The sequence below is a fragment of the uncultured Sphaerotilus sp. genome, from assembly GCF_963924895.1.
Taxonomy (GTDB): Bacteria; Pseudomonadota; Gammaproteobacteria; order Burkholderiales; family Burkholderiaceae_C; genus Sphaerotilus.
This window is the reverse complement of the sequence record NZ_CAWURG010000041.1, coordinates 117436-132457: the sequence shown is the minus strand read 5'-3', so window position 1 is coordinate 132457 and position 15022 is coordinate 117436. Positions and strand designations below refer to the sequence as shown.

Annotated in this window: 13 protein-coding genes and 1 pseudogene; 12 read left to right on the top strand and 2 right to left on the bottom strand. The window is 63.2% G+C overall.

Annotation, left to right across the window (positions count from 1 at the left end; genetic code table 11):
• The 4 genes and pseudogenes from AABN02_RS15710 to AABN02_RS15695 all read left to right on the top strand — a co-directional run.
• Positions 1-255 (top strand): annotated as a pseudogene (locus AABN02_RS15710) (carbamoyl-phosphate synthase small subunit); the annotation flags it as partial.
• Positions 255-3521, top strand: coding sequence for a carbamoyl-phosphate synthase large subunit (gene carB, locus AABN02_RS15705; protein WP_338415863.1), 3267 nt, complete (start codon positions 255-257; stop codon positions 3519-3521). The pseudogene AABN02_RS15710 and the gene carB, both read left to right, overlap by 1 nt.
• Positions 3522-3619: 98 nt before the next feature.
• Entirely contained in the window at positions 3620-4096 is a 477-nt protein-coding gene (greA, locus tag AABN02_RS15700; protein WP_338415862.1) for a transcription elongation factor GreA, read from the top strand.
• Positions 4097-4110: 14 nt separating this feature from the next.
• Entirely contained in the window at positions 4111-4548 is a 438-nt protein-coding gene (locus AABN02_RS15695; protein ID WP_338415861.1) for a DUF4149 domain-containing protein, read from the top strand.
• Between the two features lie 101 nt (positions 4549-4649).
• Here AABN02_RS15695 and AABN02_RS15690 read toward each other — a convergent pair whose 3' ends face one another.
• Entirely contained in the window at positions 4650-5135 is a 486-nt protein-coding gene (locus AABN02_RS15690; RefSeq protein WP_338415860.1) for a YhbY family RNA-binding protein, read from the bottom strand.
• A 20-nt stretch (positions 5136-5155) separates the two neighbouring features.
• Between AABN02_RS15690 and AABN02_RS15685 the strand changes: the two genes are divergently transcribed.
• The 4 genes from AABN02_RS15685 (at position 5156) to glmM (ending at position 10310) form a co-directional block, all read left to right on the top strand.
• Positions 5156-5842, top strand: a complete 687-nt coding sequence (locus AABN02_RS15685; RefSeq protein ID WP_338415859.1) for an RlmE family RNA methyltransferase — start codon at positions 5156-5158, stop codon at positions 5840-5842.
• 173 nt (positions 5843-6015) lie between these two features.
• Positions 6016-7926 (top strand): ATP-dependent zinc metalloprotease FtsH, encoded by a 1911-nt coding sequence (ftsH, locus tag AABN02_RS15680; RefSeq protein WP_338415858.1) that lies wholly within the window; start codon positions 6016-6018, stop codon positions 7924-7926.
• A 99-nt stretch (positions 7927-8025) separates the two neighbouring features.
• On the top strand, positions 8026-8886 hold the full coding sequence (gene folP, locus AABN02_RS15675) for a dihydropteroate synthase (RefSeq protein ID WP_338415857.1): 861 nt from the start codon (positions 8026-8028) through the stop codon (positions 8884-8886).
• Positions 8887-8978: 92 nt separating this feature from the next.
• Positions 8979-10310, top strand: a complete 1332-nt coding sequence (gene glmM, locus AABN02_RS15670; RefSeq protein WP_338415867.1) for a phosphoglucosamine mutase — start codon at positions 8979-8981, stop codon at positions 10308-10310.
• 85 nt (positions 10311-10395) lie between these two features.
• Here glmM and AABN02_RS15665 read toward each other — a convergent pair whose 3' ends face one another.
• The gene (locus AABN02_RS15665; RefSeq protein WP_338415856.1) at positions 10396-10881 is read right to left on the bottom strand and encodes a fasciclin domain-containing protein; all 486 of its coding nucleotides are present in this window, start codon (positions 10879-10881) and stop codon (positions 10396-10398) included.
• 234 nt (positions 10882-11115) lie between these two features.
• Between AABN02_RS15665 and pstS the strand changes: the two genes are divergently transcribed.
• The 4 genes from pstS to pstB all read left to right on the top strand — a co-directional run bounded on the left by pstS (position 11116) and on the right by pstB (position 14952).
• Positions 11116-12153 (top strand): phosphate ABC transporter substrate-binding protein PstS, encoded by a 1038-nt coding sequence (gene pstS, locus AABN02_RS15660; protein WP_338415855.1) that lies wholly within the window; start codon positions 11116-11118, stop codon positions 12151-12153.
• 160 nt (positions 12154-12313) lie between these two features.
• Positions 12314-13282, top strand: coding sequence for a phosphate ABC transporter permease subunit PstC (pstC, locus tag AABN02_RS15655; protein ID WP_338415866.1), 969 nt, complete (start codon positions 12314-12316; stop codon positions 13280-13282).
• Positions 13282-14148, top strand: coding sequence for a phosphate ABC transporter permease PstA (gene pstA / locus AABN02_RS15650; protein ID WP_338415854.1), 867 nt, complete (start codon positions 13282-13284; stop codon positions 14146-14148). Before pstC ends, pstA begins: the two co-directional genes overlap by 1 nt.
• 18 nt (positions 14149-14166) lie before the next feature.
• The gene (pstB, locus tag AABN02_RS15645) at positions 14167-14952 is read left to right on the top strand and encodes a phosphate ABC transporter ATP-binding protein PstB (protein ID WP_338415853.1); all 786 of its coding nucleotides are present in this window, start codon (positions 14167-14169) and stop codon (positions 14950-14952) included.
• The last annotated feature ends 70 nt before the right edge of the window (positions 14953-15022 follow it).

Below are 15022 nucleotides of genomic sequence, written 5' to 3'. Positions count from 1 at the left end.
AAGGTCGAGATCACCAGCCAGAATCACAACTTCGCCGTCGATCCTGACTCACTCAGTGGTATTGCTGAAATGACGCACGTCAACCTGAACGACGGAGTCTGCGAAGGGCTGCAGGTCAACGGCGAGCAGGCGTTCAGTGTCCAGCACCACCCCGAAGCCAACCCCGGCCCGCACGATGCGAACTACCTGTTCGGCCAATTCGCCGACATGATCGCGGCCAATGCCGCCCCGACCAACCGGAAGGCTGGCGTCTGATGCCCCGGCGTAATGACATCGAATCAATCCTCATCATCGGCTCCGGGCCGATCGTCATTGGCCAGGCCTGCGAGTTCGACTATTCAGGTACCCAGGCCTGCCGCGTCCTCAAAGAAGAGGGCTACCGCGTCATTCTGGCCAACTCGAACCCGGCGACAATCATGACCGATCCGGACTTCGCTGATGCGACTTACATCGAGCCGCTCACATGGGAAGTGCTCTCAGCAATCATCGACCGGGAACAGCCCGATGCGGTGCTGCCGACGCTCGGCGGCCAGACCGGCTTGAACATTGCCATGGAGCTCTTTGAGCGTGGCCTGATCGGCGTCCCGGGAAAGCCGGAGATGATCGGCGCGAACGCTGAGGCGATCGCTACCGCTGAAGACCGCGGGAAGTTCAAGATTGCGATGACCGAAATCGGCCTCGAATCGTGCCGCTCGCGGATCGCTCACAACATGGACGAGGCCCGAGTTGCAATGGCCGAGATTGGCCTCCCGACCATGATCCGCCCCGCCTATATCCTTGGCGGACGCGGTACCGGCATTGCCTACTCGGTCGAAGAGTTCGAGAAGCTCGCAGCGTCCGGTATCGAAGCCAGCCCGATCAGTGAGATTCTCGTTGAGGAATCGATCGTCGGTTGGAAGGAATACGAGCTCGAAGTAATGCGCGACCACGCCGATAACTGCGTGATCATCTGCGGCATTGAGAATTTCGACCCGATGGGCGTACACACCGGCGACTCGATCACCGTGGCGCCAATTCAGACACTCACCGACGTCGAGTATCAGCAGATGCGCGATGCAGCCATTGCTTGCATCCGCCGTGTCGGCGTCGAAACGGGTGGCTCGAACGTGCAGTTCGCCGTTAACCCCGTCGACGGCCGACAGATCGTTATCGAGATGAACCCACGCGTGTCGCGTTCGTCAGCGCTGGCTTCGAAGGCAACAGGCTTCCCGATCGCCAAGATCGCCGCCAAGCTGGCGGTGGGTTACACCCTCGACGAGCTGTCCAACGACATCACCGGTGGCCGCACCCCGGCCTCGTTCGAGCCGGCCATCGACTACGTGGTGACCAAGATCCCGCGTTTCGCCTTCGAAAAATTCCCCAAGGCCGATGCGCGCCTGACCACCCAGATGAAGTCGGTCGGCGAAGTCATGGCCATCGGCCGCACCTTTCAGGAATCCATGCAGAAAGCCCTGCGCGGTCTGGAAGTCGGTGTGTCCGGCTTCGATCCGATGCTCGACCTGAACGACCCGGAGGCTGAAAGCACCCTCAAGCGCGAACTGATCGTGCCGGGTGCCGATCGCATCTGGTACCTGGCTGACGCCTTCCGTGCCGGCAAGACCGTTGCCGAAGTGTTCGAGCTGACCCGCATCGACGAGTGGTTTCTGGTGCAGATCGAAGACCTGGTCAAGGACGAGGAAAAGATCAAGACCCTGGGTCTGGTCAGCATCGACCGCGACCTGATGTACAAGCTCAAGCGCAAGGGTTTCTCCGACATCCGTCTGGCCAAGCTGCTCGGCGTCTCCGAGAAGAGCCTGCGCAGCCACCGCCACAAGCTCAAAGTGCTGCCGGTGTACAAGCGCGTCGACACCTGCGCCGCCGAGTTCGCCAGCGACACCGCCTATATGTATTCGACCTACGAGGAAGAGTGCGAGGCGGCGCCGTCGAACCGCGACAAGATCATGATCCTCGGCGGCGGGCCGAACCGCATCGGCCAGGGCATCGAGTTCGACTACTGCTGCGTGCACGCCGCCCTGGCCCTGCGTGAAGACGGTTACGAGACCATCATGGTCAACTGCAACCCGGAAACCGTCTCCACCGACTACGACACCTCCGACCGCCTGTACTTCGAGCCGGTGACGCTCGAAGACGTGCTGGAGATCGTGGACAAGGAAAAGCCGGTCGGCGTGATCGTGCAGTACGGCGGCCAGACCCCGCTGAAGCTGGCACTCGATCTGGAAGCCAACGGCGTGCCCATCATCGGCACCAGCCCGGACTCGATCGACGTGGCCGAAGACCGCGAGCGTTTCCAGCAGCTGCTGCACGCCGTCGGCCTGAAGCAGCCGCCGAACCGCACCGCGCGCACCGAAGAGGCCGCGCTGGCGCTGGCCAACGAGATCGGCTATCCGCTGGTCGTGCGCCCGAGCTATGTGCTGGGTGGCCGCGCGATGGAAATCGTGCACGGCGACAAGGACCTGGAGCGCTACATGCGCGAAGCGGTGCGTGTCTCCGACAAGTCGCCGGTGCTGCTGGACCGCTTCCTGGATGACGCGGTCGAAGTCGACATGGACTGCATCGCCGACGCCAGCGGCGCGGTGATGATCGGCGGGATCATGGAGCACGTCGAGCAGGCGGGGGTTCACTCCGGTGACTCGGCCTGTTCGCTGCCGCCGTACACGCTGTCGGCTGTGCTGCAGGACGAGTTGCGCCGCCAGACCGCGCTGATGGCCCGGGCGCTGAAGGTGGTCGGCCTGATGAACGTGCAGTTCGCCATCCAGGGTGATGTGACGGCCGGGCTCGATGCCTGCACCGTCTACGTGCTGGAAGTGAACCCGCGGGCTTCGCGCACCGTGCCTTTCGTGTCGAAGGCGACCGGCCAGCCGCTGGCCAAGATTGCCGCGCGCTGCATGGCCGGGCAGTTGCTGGCCGAGCAGAAGGATCCGAACGGCCATATGCCGCACGAGGTCGTTCCGCCGTACTTCAGCGTCAAGGAAGCCGTTTTCCCGTTCAACAAGTTCCCTGGCGTGGACCCGATCCTCAGCCCGGAAATGCGTTCGACCGGCGAAGTCATGGGCGTGGGCAAGACCTTCGCAGAGGCCATGCTCAAGAGCCAGCTTGGCGCCGGCTCGCGCCTGCCGCGCAGTGGCAACGTCGTGCTTTCGGTCAAGACCAAGGACCATCCGCGCGCCGTGGCGATCGCCCGTGACCTGCATGCGCTGGGCTTCGGCATCGTGGCGACCAAGGGCACGGCGGGCGCCATCTCGGCGGCTGGCATCCCGGTCAAGGTCGTCAACAAGGTCAAGGATGGCCGTCCGCACATCGCCGACATCATCAAGTCCGGCGACATCCAGCTCGTCTTCACGACGGTGGACGAGACGCGCACGGCGATTGCCGATTCACGCCACATCCGCACCGCTGCGCTGGCCAACCGGGTGACCTACTACACGACGATGGCCGGCTGCGAGGCCGCGACCGAAGCGCTCAAGCACCAGGACGGGCTCTCGGTGGTCTCCCTGCAAGAGTTGCATGCCGAACTGATCTAAACTCCGCGCCTTGATCTGCCGCCGCCGCCGGCCTTCCGCAGGGAAGCTGGCGGCGGCTCGTTTTTGTCCCTGCAATCGACTATCGAGTTAGAAGAACCATGGCCACGATTCCGTTGACCAAGCGCGGCGCCGAGCTGCTCAAGGCCGAGCTGCACCGCCTCAAGACCGTGGAGCGGCCCTGGGTGATCAATGCGATCTCCGAGGCCCGTGCGCAAGGTGACCTGTCCGAGAACGCCGAGTACGAAGCGGCCAAGGACAAGCAGGGCTTCATCGAAGGCCGCATCCTGGAAGTCGAAGGCAAGCTGGCGGTCGGGCAGGTGATCGATCCCAGCACGCTCAATGCGGGCGGGAGGATCGTGTTCGGCGCCACCGTCGATCTCGAGGAGGAAGAGTCGGGCGATGCCGTGACCTACCAGATCGTGGGCGAGGACGAGGCGGACATCAAGTTCGGGCGCATCTCGGTCGGCTCCCCGATCTCCCGCGCACTGATCGGCAAGGAAGCTGGAGACGTGGCGGTGGTGAACGCGCCGGGTGGCGCGAAGAACTACGAGATCATCGAAGTGCGCTACACCTGATCCGGCGGTCGATGATGCTGAGTCGATTCCGGACGGTGCTGGCGGCCTTGTGGCTGGGGCTGGTGGTGACCCTGGCCGCCGTGGCGGCACCGGTGCTGTTTGCAGGGCTGGAGCGTGTGGAAGCCGGGCGACTGGCGGGCAACATGTTCCGCATCGAAGCCTATGCGGCGCTGGGCCTGGCCGCGGCGCTGTTCCTGATCGAGCGGCGGCTGGCCTCCCTGCGGATGCGGGCAGGGCAGGGCTCGATGCTGTCGATGAATCTGCTGCTGGTGCTGGGTGCGCTGTTCTGCACCGTGCTGGGGTATTTTGCGCTGCAGCCGATGATGGAGGCGGCCCGTGCGGGGCAGGGACGCCTGAGCTTTGGCGCCTTGCACGGCATTTCCAGCGTGATGTTCGTGCTGAAGGGCCTTCTGTTGCTGGCGCTGGTCTGGCGCGGCGCCGGAACGACCTGATTGCGCGGCTGAAAGCGTTACGCGCGGTAAGAAACGCAAAGACCCCGGCTTCGGGGTCTTTGGCGTCAACGACGGATGCGGGCGTGTGGTCCCGGTGGGGCTTATTCGCTGCTCTGCGCGCGTTTCTTGGTGCCGATCAGGCGCTTCTTGGACCGCTTGACGATGCCGCCGACGGTCAGGCGCTGATTGCCGAAGATGGTGAGCTTCTTCACCTGGGCGCGCTGCGAGCCGCTCTTGGAGAACGTCAGCAGCTTCACCACGCGGGGTGCCGAAGCGCGCCGATCGGGCGAGCCTGGACGCTCTTCCTTGGCCGGCAGCGGGCGCCAGAGCACCAGCAGCTTGCCGATGTGCTGGATCGGCGCAGCCTCCAGTTCATCGGACAGCGACGCCAGCAGGGCTTCACGCGCCGCGCGGTCGTCGCTGAAGACACGGACCTTGATCAGTCCGTGGGCATTGAGGGCAGAGTCGATCTCCTTGAGAACGGCAGGAGTGAGTCCTTCGGACCCGATCATGACGACGGGGTCGAGGTGGTGGGCCTCAGCGCGGTGTTCCTTGCGCTGGGCCGGAGTCAATTGGATGGCAGCCATGCCGCTATTATCGTTGCGATATGAAGATCGACAGTAAAAGCAAGAAGATCAACAAGGCGTGGCTCAACGAGCACCTGACCGATCCCTACGTCCGGCAGTCCAAACGCGACGGTTACCGCGCCCGCGCCGCCTACAAGCTCAAGGAAATCGACGAGACCTTCCACCTGTTCCGGCCGGGTCAGGTGGTGGTCGATCTGGGGGCCTGTCCGGGTGCCTGGAGCCAGTACCTGCGCCGTCGTTTCGCGCCGAAGGAGGCTGGCATCGGCGGCGCTGCTGCCGGGGAACTCAACGGGACCATCATTGCGCTCGACCTGCTGGATTTCGAGCCGATCGAGGGCGTGCGCTTCATCCAGGGCGACTTCCGCGAGGACGCGGTGCTGCAGCAACTGGTGGATGTGCTGGGTGGGCGTTCCGTCGACGTGGTGGTCTCGGACATGGCGCCGAACCTGTCCGGTATCGAGGTGTCGGACGCTGCCCGCATTGCCCACCTGATCGAGCTTGCCATCGAGTTTGCGCAGGCCCATCTGCGCCCGGATGGTGTACTGGTGTGCAAGGTGTTCCACGGCAGTGGCTATAGCCAGCTGGTACAGTTGTTCAAGGACCATTTCCGGGTCGTCAAGCCGATCAAGCCCAAGGCGTCTCGGGACAAATCGGCGGAAACCTTTCTGGTCGGTCTGGGGCTGAAACATGCCGACAAGAGAAGCTGATTTCAGGTGAGAGAGTGCACGCCCGCCCTGTTCAAGGGCAGGGTTGCCCGTCAAACATCAGCTTGCCGGGGGGTTGACTGCACTAGAATCGGCCCCATCTACCGCGTAGGTGCGTACCAAGCGGCACGCAAGGCCCCGATCTGGGGCGTGTTCGAATCAAATAAGGAGCCGCGGTGAACAATCAATGGTTCTCCAAAGTAGCTGTGTGGCTGGTGATAGCGTTGGTGCTGTTCACTGTTTTCAAGCAGTTTGACCGCACGGCCACGGCCGGTAACCAGATCGGGTACTCCGAGTTCCTTGAAGAGGTGCGTTCCAAGCGCATTCGCGAGGTGGTGCTGCAGGAAAACCCGGGCGGTGCCGAGATCGAAGCGCTGACGACGGACGACAAGAAGATCCGCACCACCGCCACCTATCTGGACCGCGGTCTGGTTGGCGACCTCATCAGCAATGGCATCAAGTTCCGTGTCAGGCCGCGTGACGAGCCCTCGTTGCTGACGAGCCTGCTGGTTTCCTGGGGTCCGATGCTGCTGCTGATCGGCGTGTGGGTCTACTTCATGCGCCAGATGCAAGGCGGCGGCAAGGGCGGGGCTTTCAGCTTCGGCAAGAGCCGCGCTCGCATGCTCGACGACACCAACAACTCGGTGACCTTCGCCGACGTGGCTGGTTGCGACGAGGCCAAGGAAGAAGTCAAGGAACTGGTGGACTTCCTCAAGGATCCCCAGAAGTTCCAGAAGCTTGGTGGCCGCATTCCCCGTGGTGTGCTGATGGTCGGCCCTCCGGGAACCGGCAAGACCCTGCTGGCGAAGTCCATCGCTGGTGAAGCGAAGGTGCCGTTCTTCTCGATCTCCGGTTCGGACTTCGTGGAAATGTTTGTCGGTGTCGGCGCAGCCCGTGTGCGCGACATGTTCGAGCAGGCCAAGAAGAACGCTCCGTGCATCATCTTCATCGACGAAATCGACGCGGTCGGTCGCCACCGTGGTGCTGGCCTGGGTGGCGGCAATGACGAGCGCGAGCAGACCCTCAACCAGATGCTGGTCGAGATGGACGGCTTCGAGACCAACCTCGGCGTGATCGTCGTGGCAGCCACGAACCGCCCGGACATTCTGGATCCGGCCCTGCTGCGTCCTGGTCGCTTCGACCGTCAGGTCTATGTGACGCTGCCGGACGTGCGTGGTCGCGAGCAGATCCTGAACGTGCACATGCGCAAGATCCCGATCGGGCAGGACATCCGCGCCGACATCCTGGCGCGTGGCACACCGGGTTTCTCCGGTGCTGATCTGGCCAATCTGGTCAATGAAGCCGCCCTGTTCGCTGCCCGCCGCAATGGCCGGGTCGTGGAGATGGTCGACTTCGAGAAGGCCAAGGACAAGATCATGATGGGCCCCGAGCGGAAGTCCATGATCATGCCGGAGGAGGAGCGCCGCAACACGGCCTACCACGAGGCGGGTCATGCGCTGGTCGCGCGCCTGCTGCCCAAGACGGATCCGGTGCACAAGGTGACGATCATTCCGCGTGGTCGTGCGCTCGGTGTGACGATGCAACTGCCTGAAGGCGATCGCTACAGTCTGGACAAGGACCGCATGTTGTCGACGATTTCCGTGCTCTTCGGCGGTCGGATCGCGGAAGAGGTGTTCATGCACCAGATGACCACCGGCGCCAGCAACGACTTCGAGCGTGCCACCCAGATCGCCCGCGACATGGTGACGCGCTACGGCATGACCGACGCGCTGGGTCCGATGGTCTATGCGGACAATGAAGGCGAAGTCTTCCTTGGCCGTTCGGTGACCAAGACCACCAACATGTCCGAGCAGACCATGCAGAAGGTCGACTCCGAGATCCGTCGCATCATCGACAACCAGTACGCGCTGGCCCGTCGCCTGATCGAGGAAAGCCAGGACAAGATGCACGTGATGGCGCAGGCGCTGCTGGAGTGGGAAACCATCGATGCAGACCAGATCGAGGACATCATGAACGGCCGTCCTCCGAAGCCGCCCAAGGACTGGGTCCCGTCGGTCAACAAGCCGCCGGGCGGGCCGTCGAATCCGCCGTCCATCAGTTCGGGCAATGCGACTGCACCCGCCTGATCCGGTCGTGCGCCGACACTGAAATCAGAACTGAATCCAGAAACGGGGCGCAAGCCCCGTTTTGTATTTGTGGCTTCGATCCGAACAAGGCGCCTCGTGATGCGTTCCTCCACCAGCCCATCCCGCCCCGCCAGCCGCATCTGGTCCACCAGCCGTTACCAGATCGACCTGGGCGCCGTGCGGGTGATGGGGATTGTCAATGTCACGCCAGATTCGTTTTTTGATGGGGGGCGCTCTTCCGCCTCCTTGGCGCTGGAGCACTGCGAAACCTTGCTGCGACAGGGTGCGGACCTGCTGGACATCGGTGGCGAGTCGAGTCGACCGGGTGCCGAGTCGATTTCCGCGGAGCAGGAGTGGCAGCGCATCGAGCCGGTGCTGCGGGCGGCGCTCTCGCTGGGCGTGCCGCTGTCGATCGACACCTGCAAGCCGGAGGTCATGCAGCGGGCACTGGACCTGGGTGCGGACATCATCAACGACATCCGAGCGCTCGGTGCCGCAGGTGCCCTGGACGTGGTGGCCGGTCACCCGCAATGTGGCATCTGCCTGATGCACATGTCCGGCCAGCCGTCGACCATGCAGGCCGCGCCCTCGCATGTCGATGTGGTGTCCGAAGTGCGAGATTTCCTGGCGGAACGGGTCCATGCGCTGACCGAACGCGGTGTCGATCGCCAGCGCATCGTGCTCGATCCAGGCATCGGATTTGGCAAGCGGGTGGAAGACAACTTCGCGCTGGTGCGGGGGCAGCAGGCCTTGCTGGATCTTGGACATCCCGTGCTGGCGGGTTGGTCGCGCAAGTCATCGCTTGGCGCGGTCACTGGCAAGCCGGTGGCGGATCGGCTGTGCGCCAGTGTGGCGGCGGCCCTCGCCGCGGCGCAGTGCGGCGCACGCATCCTTCGCGTCCATGACGTGGACGCAACAATGGATGCTCTCAAAGTGTGGAGAGCCGCCGGTTTGCTGTGACGCATGGCTGCAGACCGGGTCTGGCATTAAGGAAATGCTGGCAAGGCTGGGTAACATGGGCGATTCATCGGAAATTGCCTCACGGGATCGAAATGAGCAGAAAGTATTTTGGGACGGATGGAATTCGTGGCGCTGTCGGGACTTATCCGATCACGCCGGATTTTGTGCTTCGGCTTGGCAATGCCGTTGGCAGGGTATTGCGAGCCACCCATGAGCGTCCGGTGGTCCTGATCGGCAAGGACACGCGCATTTCTGGCTACATGCTGGAATCGGCGCTGGAAGCCGGTCTCAATTCGGCGGGCGTGGACGTGATGCTGACTGGCCCGCTGCCCACCCCGGGCGTGGCCTACCTGACCCGGGCGCTGCGGCTCAGCCTGGGCGTGGTCATCAGTGCCTCGCACAATCCGTATGCCGACAACGGCATCAAGTTCTTCTCGGCACGCGGCGAAAAGCTGCCGGACGCGTGGGAAGAAGAAGTCGAAGCTGCATTGGCCGCAGAGCCGCTCTGGGCCGACTCCAGTTCCCTGGGCCGGGCGCGCCGGCTGAACGATGCGCCTGGGCGCTATCTGGAGTTCTGCAAGTCGACCTTCTCGAACGATCTGTCGCTCAAGGGCCTGAAGATCGTCGTGGACGGTGCCAACGGTGCCGCCTACCACATCGCCCCGGATGTGTTCCACGAACTGGGCGCCGAAGTCATCCGCATCGGCTGCGAGCCGGATGGCTACAACATCAACGACGGTGTCGGCGCCACGTCGCCGCAGGCACTGGTCGATGCGGTCAAGCTGCACCGCGCCGACTATGGCATCGCACTGGATGGGGACGCCGACCGCCTGCAGGTGGTCGATGGTGCCGGTCGCCTCTACAACGGGGATGAACTGCTCTACGCCATGGTGGTGGACCGGCTGGCGCACGGTGAGCAGGTGCCGGGTGTCGTCGGCACGCTGATGACGAACATGGCCGTGGAAGTCGCCATCAAGCGCCGCGGCATCGAATTCGTGCGTGCCAAGGTGGGCGATCGCTACATTCTCGAAGAACTGACGCGGCGCGGCTGGCAGCTCGGCGGCGAAGGTTCCGGCCACCTGCTGGCCCTTGACCGCCACACCACCGGTGACGGCATCGTCAGCGCCTTGCAGGTCCTGCAGGCGCAGCAGCGGGCCTGCCGCTCCCTGGCCGATCTGCTGGAGGGAGTCGTTCTGTTCCCGCAGACGCTGCTGAATGTTCGACTCGCGCCCGGTCAGGACTGGAAGAGCAACCAGGCACTGTTCGCGGAGGAGAAGCGCATCACTGCGGAACTCGGCGACACGGGCCGCGTGCTGATTCGTGCGTCGGGAACGGAGCCCTTGCTGCGGGTGATGGTGGAAGCGCAGGACGCGGAAGTGGCCCGTCGCTGCGCGCAGCGGCTGGCGGACACGCTCAAGGCCTGAGCCTGAAGCAGCTGTTCCATCCAACAAAAAACCCGGCAGCGATGCCGGGTTTTTTGTTGCCTTGCGGGCCGCTGTTCCGAGTGGATCAGCGCTTCGGCGGCATCAGCACGCGGTCCACGATGTGGACGATGCCATTGCGTGCAACGATGTCTGCACGGGTGACCAGTGCATCTTCGATGGTCACGAATTCACCGGCGCGTGACGTCGTCAGCGGCGAGCTTTCGAGGGACGTGACCTTGCCATTGGTGATGGAGGCCGCCGGCAGGCGCGTGGGCGCCACATGGTAGGACAGTACGGCCTTCAGGGCGGCGGGGTCCTTGCCGAGGGCTTCCAGGGTCTTGGCGGGCACCGCCTTGAACGCTTCATTCGACGGGGCGAACAAGGTGAACGGGCCTTCGCCATTCAAGGTGTCGGCCAGTCCGGCTTGCTTCACGAGTTGCGAGAGCGTGGACAGCTCCGGGGTGGACGCCAGCGTGTCGGCGATCGAGGGGGGCGCGCTCACGGCAGCACAGCCAGACAGGGTCCAGGCGGTCACACCGGCCATCGCCAACAACCAGAGACGTTTGTTCATGCAAGCTCCTCGCTCAACGGGTTTCGGGCTCCGGACCGAGGTCCGGACAGTCCGCTGATTCTTCTCGGGAACTGTGACGAATCGATGACGGTGCTGTGGTGTGTGCGCTGCTGGCAGGCGGCACGGGCCGGGCGGCATTTTCCGGGCGCGGGCCCGAGTCACGTGTTTGTCACAATACCGACCTACGATTCATTCCATCGGCGACGTGCCGTTGTCCGCATCTGAGGAAGCTACATGAACATTCGCACTATCGGTCAAACGATTCTGGCCCTGACTCTGACGGCTGCGGCCAGCATGGCAGTCGCGCAAGACGCTACCGGTGCTGGCGCTTCGTTCCCCGCGCCGATCTACGCCAAGTGGGCGGATGCCTACAACAAGGCGACGGGTGCGCGTATCAACTACCAATCGGTGGGCTCCGGCGCTGGCATCAAGCAAATCAAGGGCAAGACGGTCGACTTCGGTGCCTCCGATGCGCCGCTGAGCGACGAGGACCTGGCCAAGGACGGCCTGGTGCAGTTCCCGACCGTGATCGGCGGCGTGGTGCCGGTGGTCAACATCAAGGGCATCCAGCCCGGCCAGATCAAGATGTCCGGTGAACTGCTGGCCGACATCTATCTCGGCAAGGTCACCAAGTGGAATGATCCGGCGCTGGCGGCGCTGAATCCTGGCGTGCCGCTGCCGGATGCCGCGATCGCCGTGGTCCGCCGTGCAGACGGCTCGGGCACCAGCTTCATCTTCACGAACTATCTGTCGAAGGTGAATGCCGAGTGGAAGTCCAAGGTCGGCGAAGGCACGGCCGTGAACTGGCCGACCGGCGCGGGTGGCAAGGGCAATGAAGGCGTTTCGGCCTTCGTGCAGCGCCTGCCGAACTCGATCGGCTACGTCGAATACGCTTACGCCAAGCAGAACAAGATGTCGTACGTGACGCTGAAGAATGCCGCCGGCAACTTCGTGGCACCGGATGACGCCAACTTCAAGGCGGCCGCGGCTGGTGCAGACTGGTCCAAGTCCTTTTATCAGGTGCTGACCAACCAGCCTGGCAAGGATGCGTGGCCGCTCACGGGTGCCACGTTCATCCTGATGCACAAGCTGCAGGACAAGCCCGGCCAGGCCGCTTCCTCGCTCAAGTTCTTTGACTGGGCGTACAACAGCGGCGACAAGATGGCCAGCGACCTCGAATACGTGGCGCTGCCGGACACGCTCAAGGCGCTGGTCCGCAAGCAGTGGGCTGAACTGAAGGACGCTTCCGGCAAGGCGATTGCCTACAAGTAAGTCCCACGGCTTCCAACGCGCACTCGCTTGCGGTTTTCGGACCAGCAATCGGGTGCGTTGCCGTGTCTGGCGCCTGGCATCAGCCGGGCGCGCTGGATTGTCCTGAGGAGTCCTCGTGGCCGCTACACTCCCGGCTCATTCGCCGGAAACCGCATCAAAAATGGCTGATAGATCTGGAAACGAGGTTACTCGTGCCGTAGTCCGCATGCCTTGGGCAGACAAACTGTTCGCCTTCGCTGCGCAAAGCTGCGCCTGGCTGACGTTGGCCCTGCTGGTGGGCATTCTCCTGTCACTGGTCATTGGTGCGATGCCGGCGATCCGGGAGTACGGCCTGTCCTTCCTCTGGCGGAGCGAATGGGATCCTGTGGAAGATCGCTACGGCGGTCTGGTCATGATCTACGGCACGCTGATGACGTCCTTCATCGCGTTGCTGATCGCGGTGCCCGTGAGCTTCGGCATTGCGCTCTTTCTGACCGAGTTGTCACCCGGCTGGCTGAAGCGCCCGCTGGGGATCGCGGTCGAATTGCTGGCCGCCGTCCCGTCGATTGTCTATGGCATGTGGGGTCTGATGGTCTTCGGCCCGATCCTGGCCCGCTTCGTCCAGCAACCGCTCCAGTTGGTGTTTGCTGGCGTGCCGGTGCTGAGCGATCTGGTATCCGGCCCACCGGTCGGCATCGGCATTCTCTCCGCGAGCATCATTCTCGCGATCATGATCATTCCGTTCATCGCGTCGGTGATGCGTGACGTGTTCGAAGTGACGCCGCCCTTGCTCAAGGAATCCGCCTATGGCTTGGGTGGGACCACCTGGGAGGTCGTGTGGAAGGTCGTGATGCCCTATACCAAGACCGGTGTGGTCGGCGCCATCATGCTGGGGCTCGGGCGTGCGCTCGGGGAAACGATGGCGGTCACCTTCGTGATCGGCAACATGAACCAGCTGAACTCGGTGTCGCTGTTCGAGGCGGCCAACAGCATCACGTCGGCACTGGCCAACGAGTTTGCCGAGGCCGGTGAAGGTCTGCACCAGGCGTCACTGATCTACCTCGGACTGGTGCTGTTCTTCATCACCTTCGTCGTGCTTTCCTTGTCCAAGGTCCTGCTGGCCCAACTGAAGAAAGGCGAGGGGCGCTGATGAGCACCACTGCATCAACTGAATCGCGGCGGGCGATGCACCGCCAGCGCAAGCGCGTCAACGCCGTGGCGCTGACCCTGTCCCTGGGCGCCATGGCATTCGGGTTGTTCTGGCTGATCTGGATCCTGTTCGAGACGGTGCGCCTGGGGTTTGGCGGGCTGTCTCTGGCCACCTTCACCGAGATGACGCCGCCGCCTCAGGCCGAAATTGGTGGCCTGGCCAACGCGATCTTCGGCTCGCTGACCATGGTCAGTCTGGCGACGCTGCTGGGAACGCCGATCGGCGTGCTGGCGGGGGTGTATCTGGCGGAGTATGGTCAGTCCAACTGGCTGGGCCGGACCACCCGTTTCATCAACGACATCCTGCTGTCGGCGCCATCCATCGTGATCGGCCTGTTCGTCTACAGCGCCTGGGTGGCGCGGATGAAAAACTTCTCCGCGATCGCTGGCGTTCTGGCGCTGACCCTGATCGTCATTCCGGTCGTGATCCGAACCACCGAGAACATGCTCAGCCTGATTCCGAACGCGATGCGCGAGGCCGCCTATGCGCTGGGAACACCCAAGTGGAAGGTGATCCTGTCGATCACGCTGAAGTCGGCGCGGGCCGGGGTGATGACCGGTGTGCTGCTGGCGGTGGCCCGTATTTCCGGCGAAACCGCTCCGCTGCTGTTCACCGCACTGTCCAACCAGTTCTGGACAAGCAATCTGAACGAGCCGATGGCCAGCCTGCCGGTGACGATCTTCAAGTTCGCCATGAGTCCGTACGAGAACTGGCAGAAGCTGGCCTGGGCCGGTGTCTTCCTGATCACCGCGGGCGTGCTGGCCCTGAACATTGTTGCGCGCACCCTGCTGCGCAACAAACACTGAACACCCGAGGATTCTCCGATGGACGCCAAAGTCGCCACGCCCACCGCCGAAAAGATCAAGGTGGCAGTTCGCAACCTGAACTTCTATTACGGCAAATTCCACGCACTGAAGAACATCAACCTCGACATCCCGGAGAAGAAGGTCACCGCCTTCATCGGCCCGTCGGGCTGCGGCAAATCGACGCTGCTGCGCACGTTCAACCGCATGTTCGAGCTGTACCCGGAGCAGCGCGCCGAGGGCGAGATCCTGCTGGACGGGGACAACATCCTCACGTCCAAGGAAGACATCTCGCTGATCCGCGCCCGCGTCGGCATGGTCTTCCAGAAGCCCACACCGTTCCCGATGTCGATCTACGACAACATCGCCTTCGGTGTGAAGCTGTTCGAGAATCTGCCCCGTGTCGAGATGGACGAGCGGGTCGAATGGGCGCTGAGAAAAGCCGCACTCTGGAACGAGGTCAAGGACAAGCTCGAAAAGAGTGGCTCCGGCCTGTCCGGTGGTCAGCAGCAGCGCCTGTGCATCGCCCGCGGCATCGCGATCAAGCCCGAGGTGCTGTTGCTGGACGAGCCGTGTTCGGCGCTCGACCCGATCTCCACCGGCAAGATCGAGGAACTGATCGACGAGTTGAAGAGCGACTACACCGTGGTCATCGTCACCCACAACATGCAGCAGGCCGCGCGCAGCTCGGACTACACCGCCTACATGTACCTCGGTGACCTGATCGAGTTCGGACCGACCTCTGATATTTTCATGAAACCCCGGAAAAAGGAAACCGAGGACTACATCACCGGCCGATTCGGCTGACGCCAGCGCGGCACACTCGTTGCTGCGACGCCCACGTCTGTCATCCATACCTACATCGCCGGAGTACCCA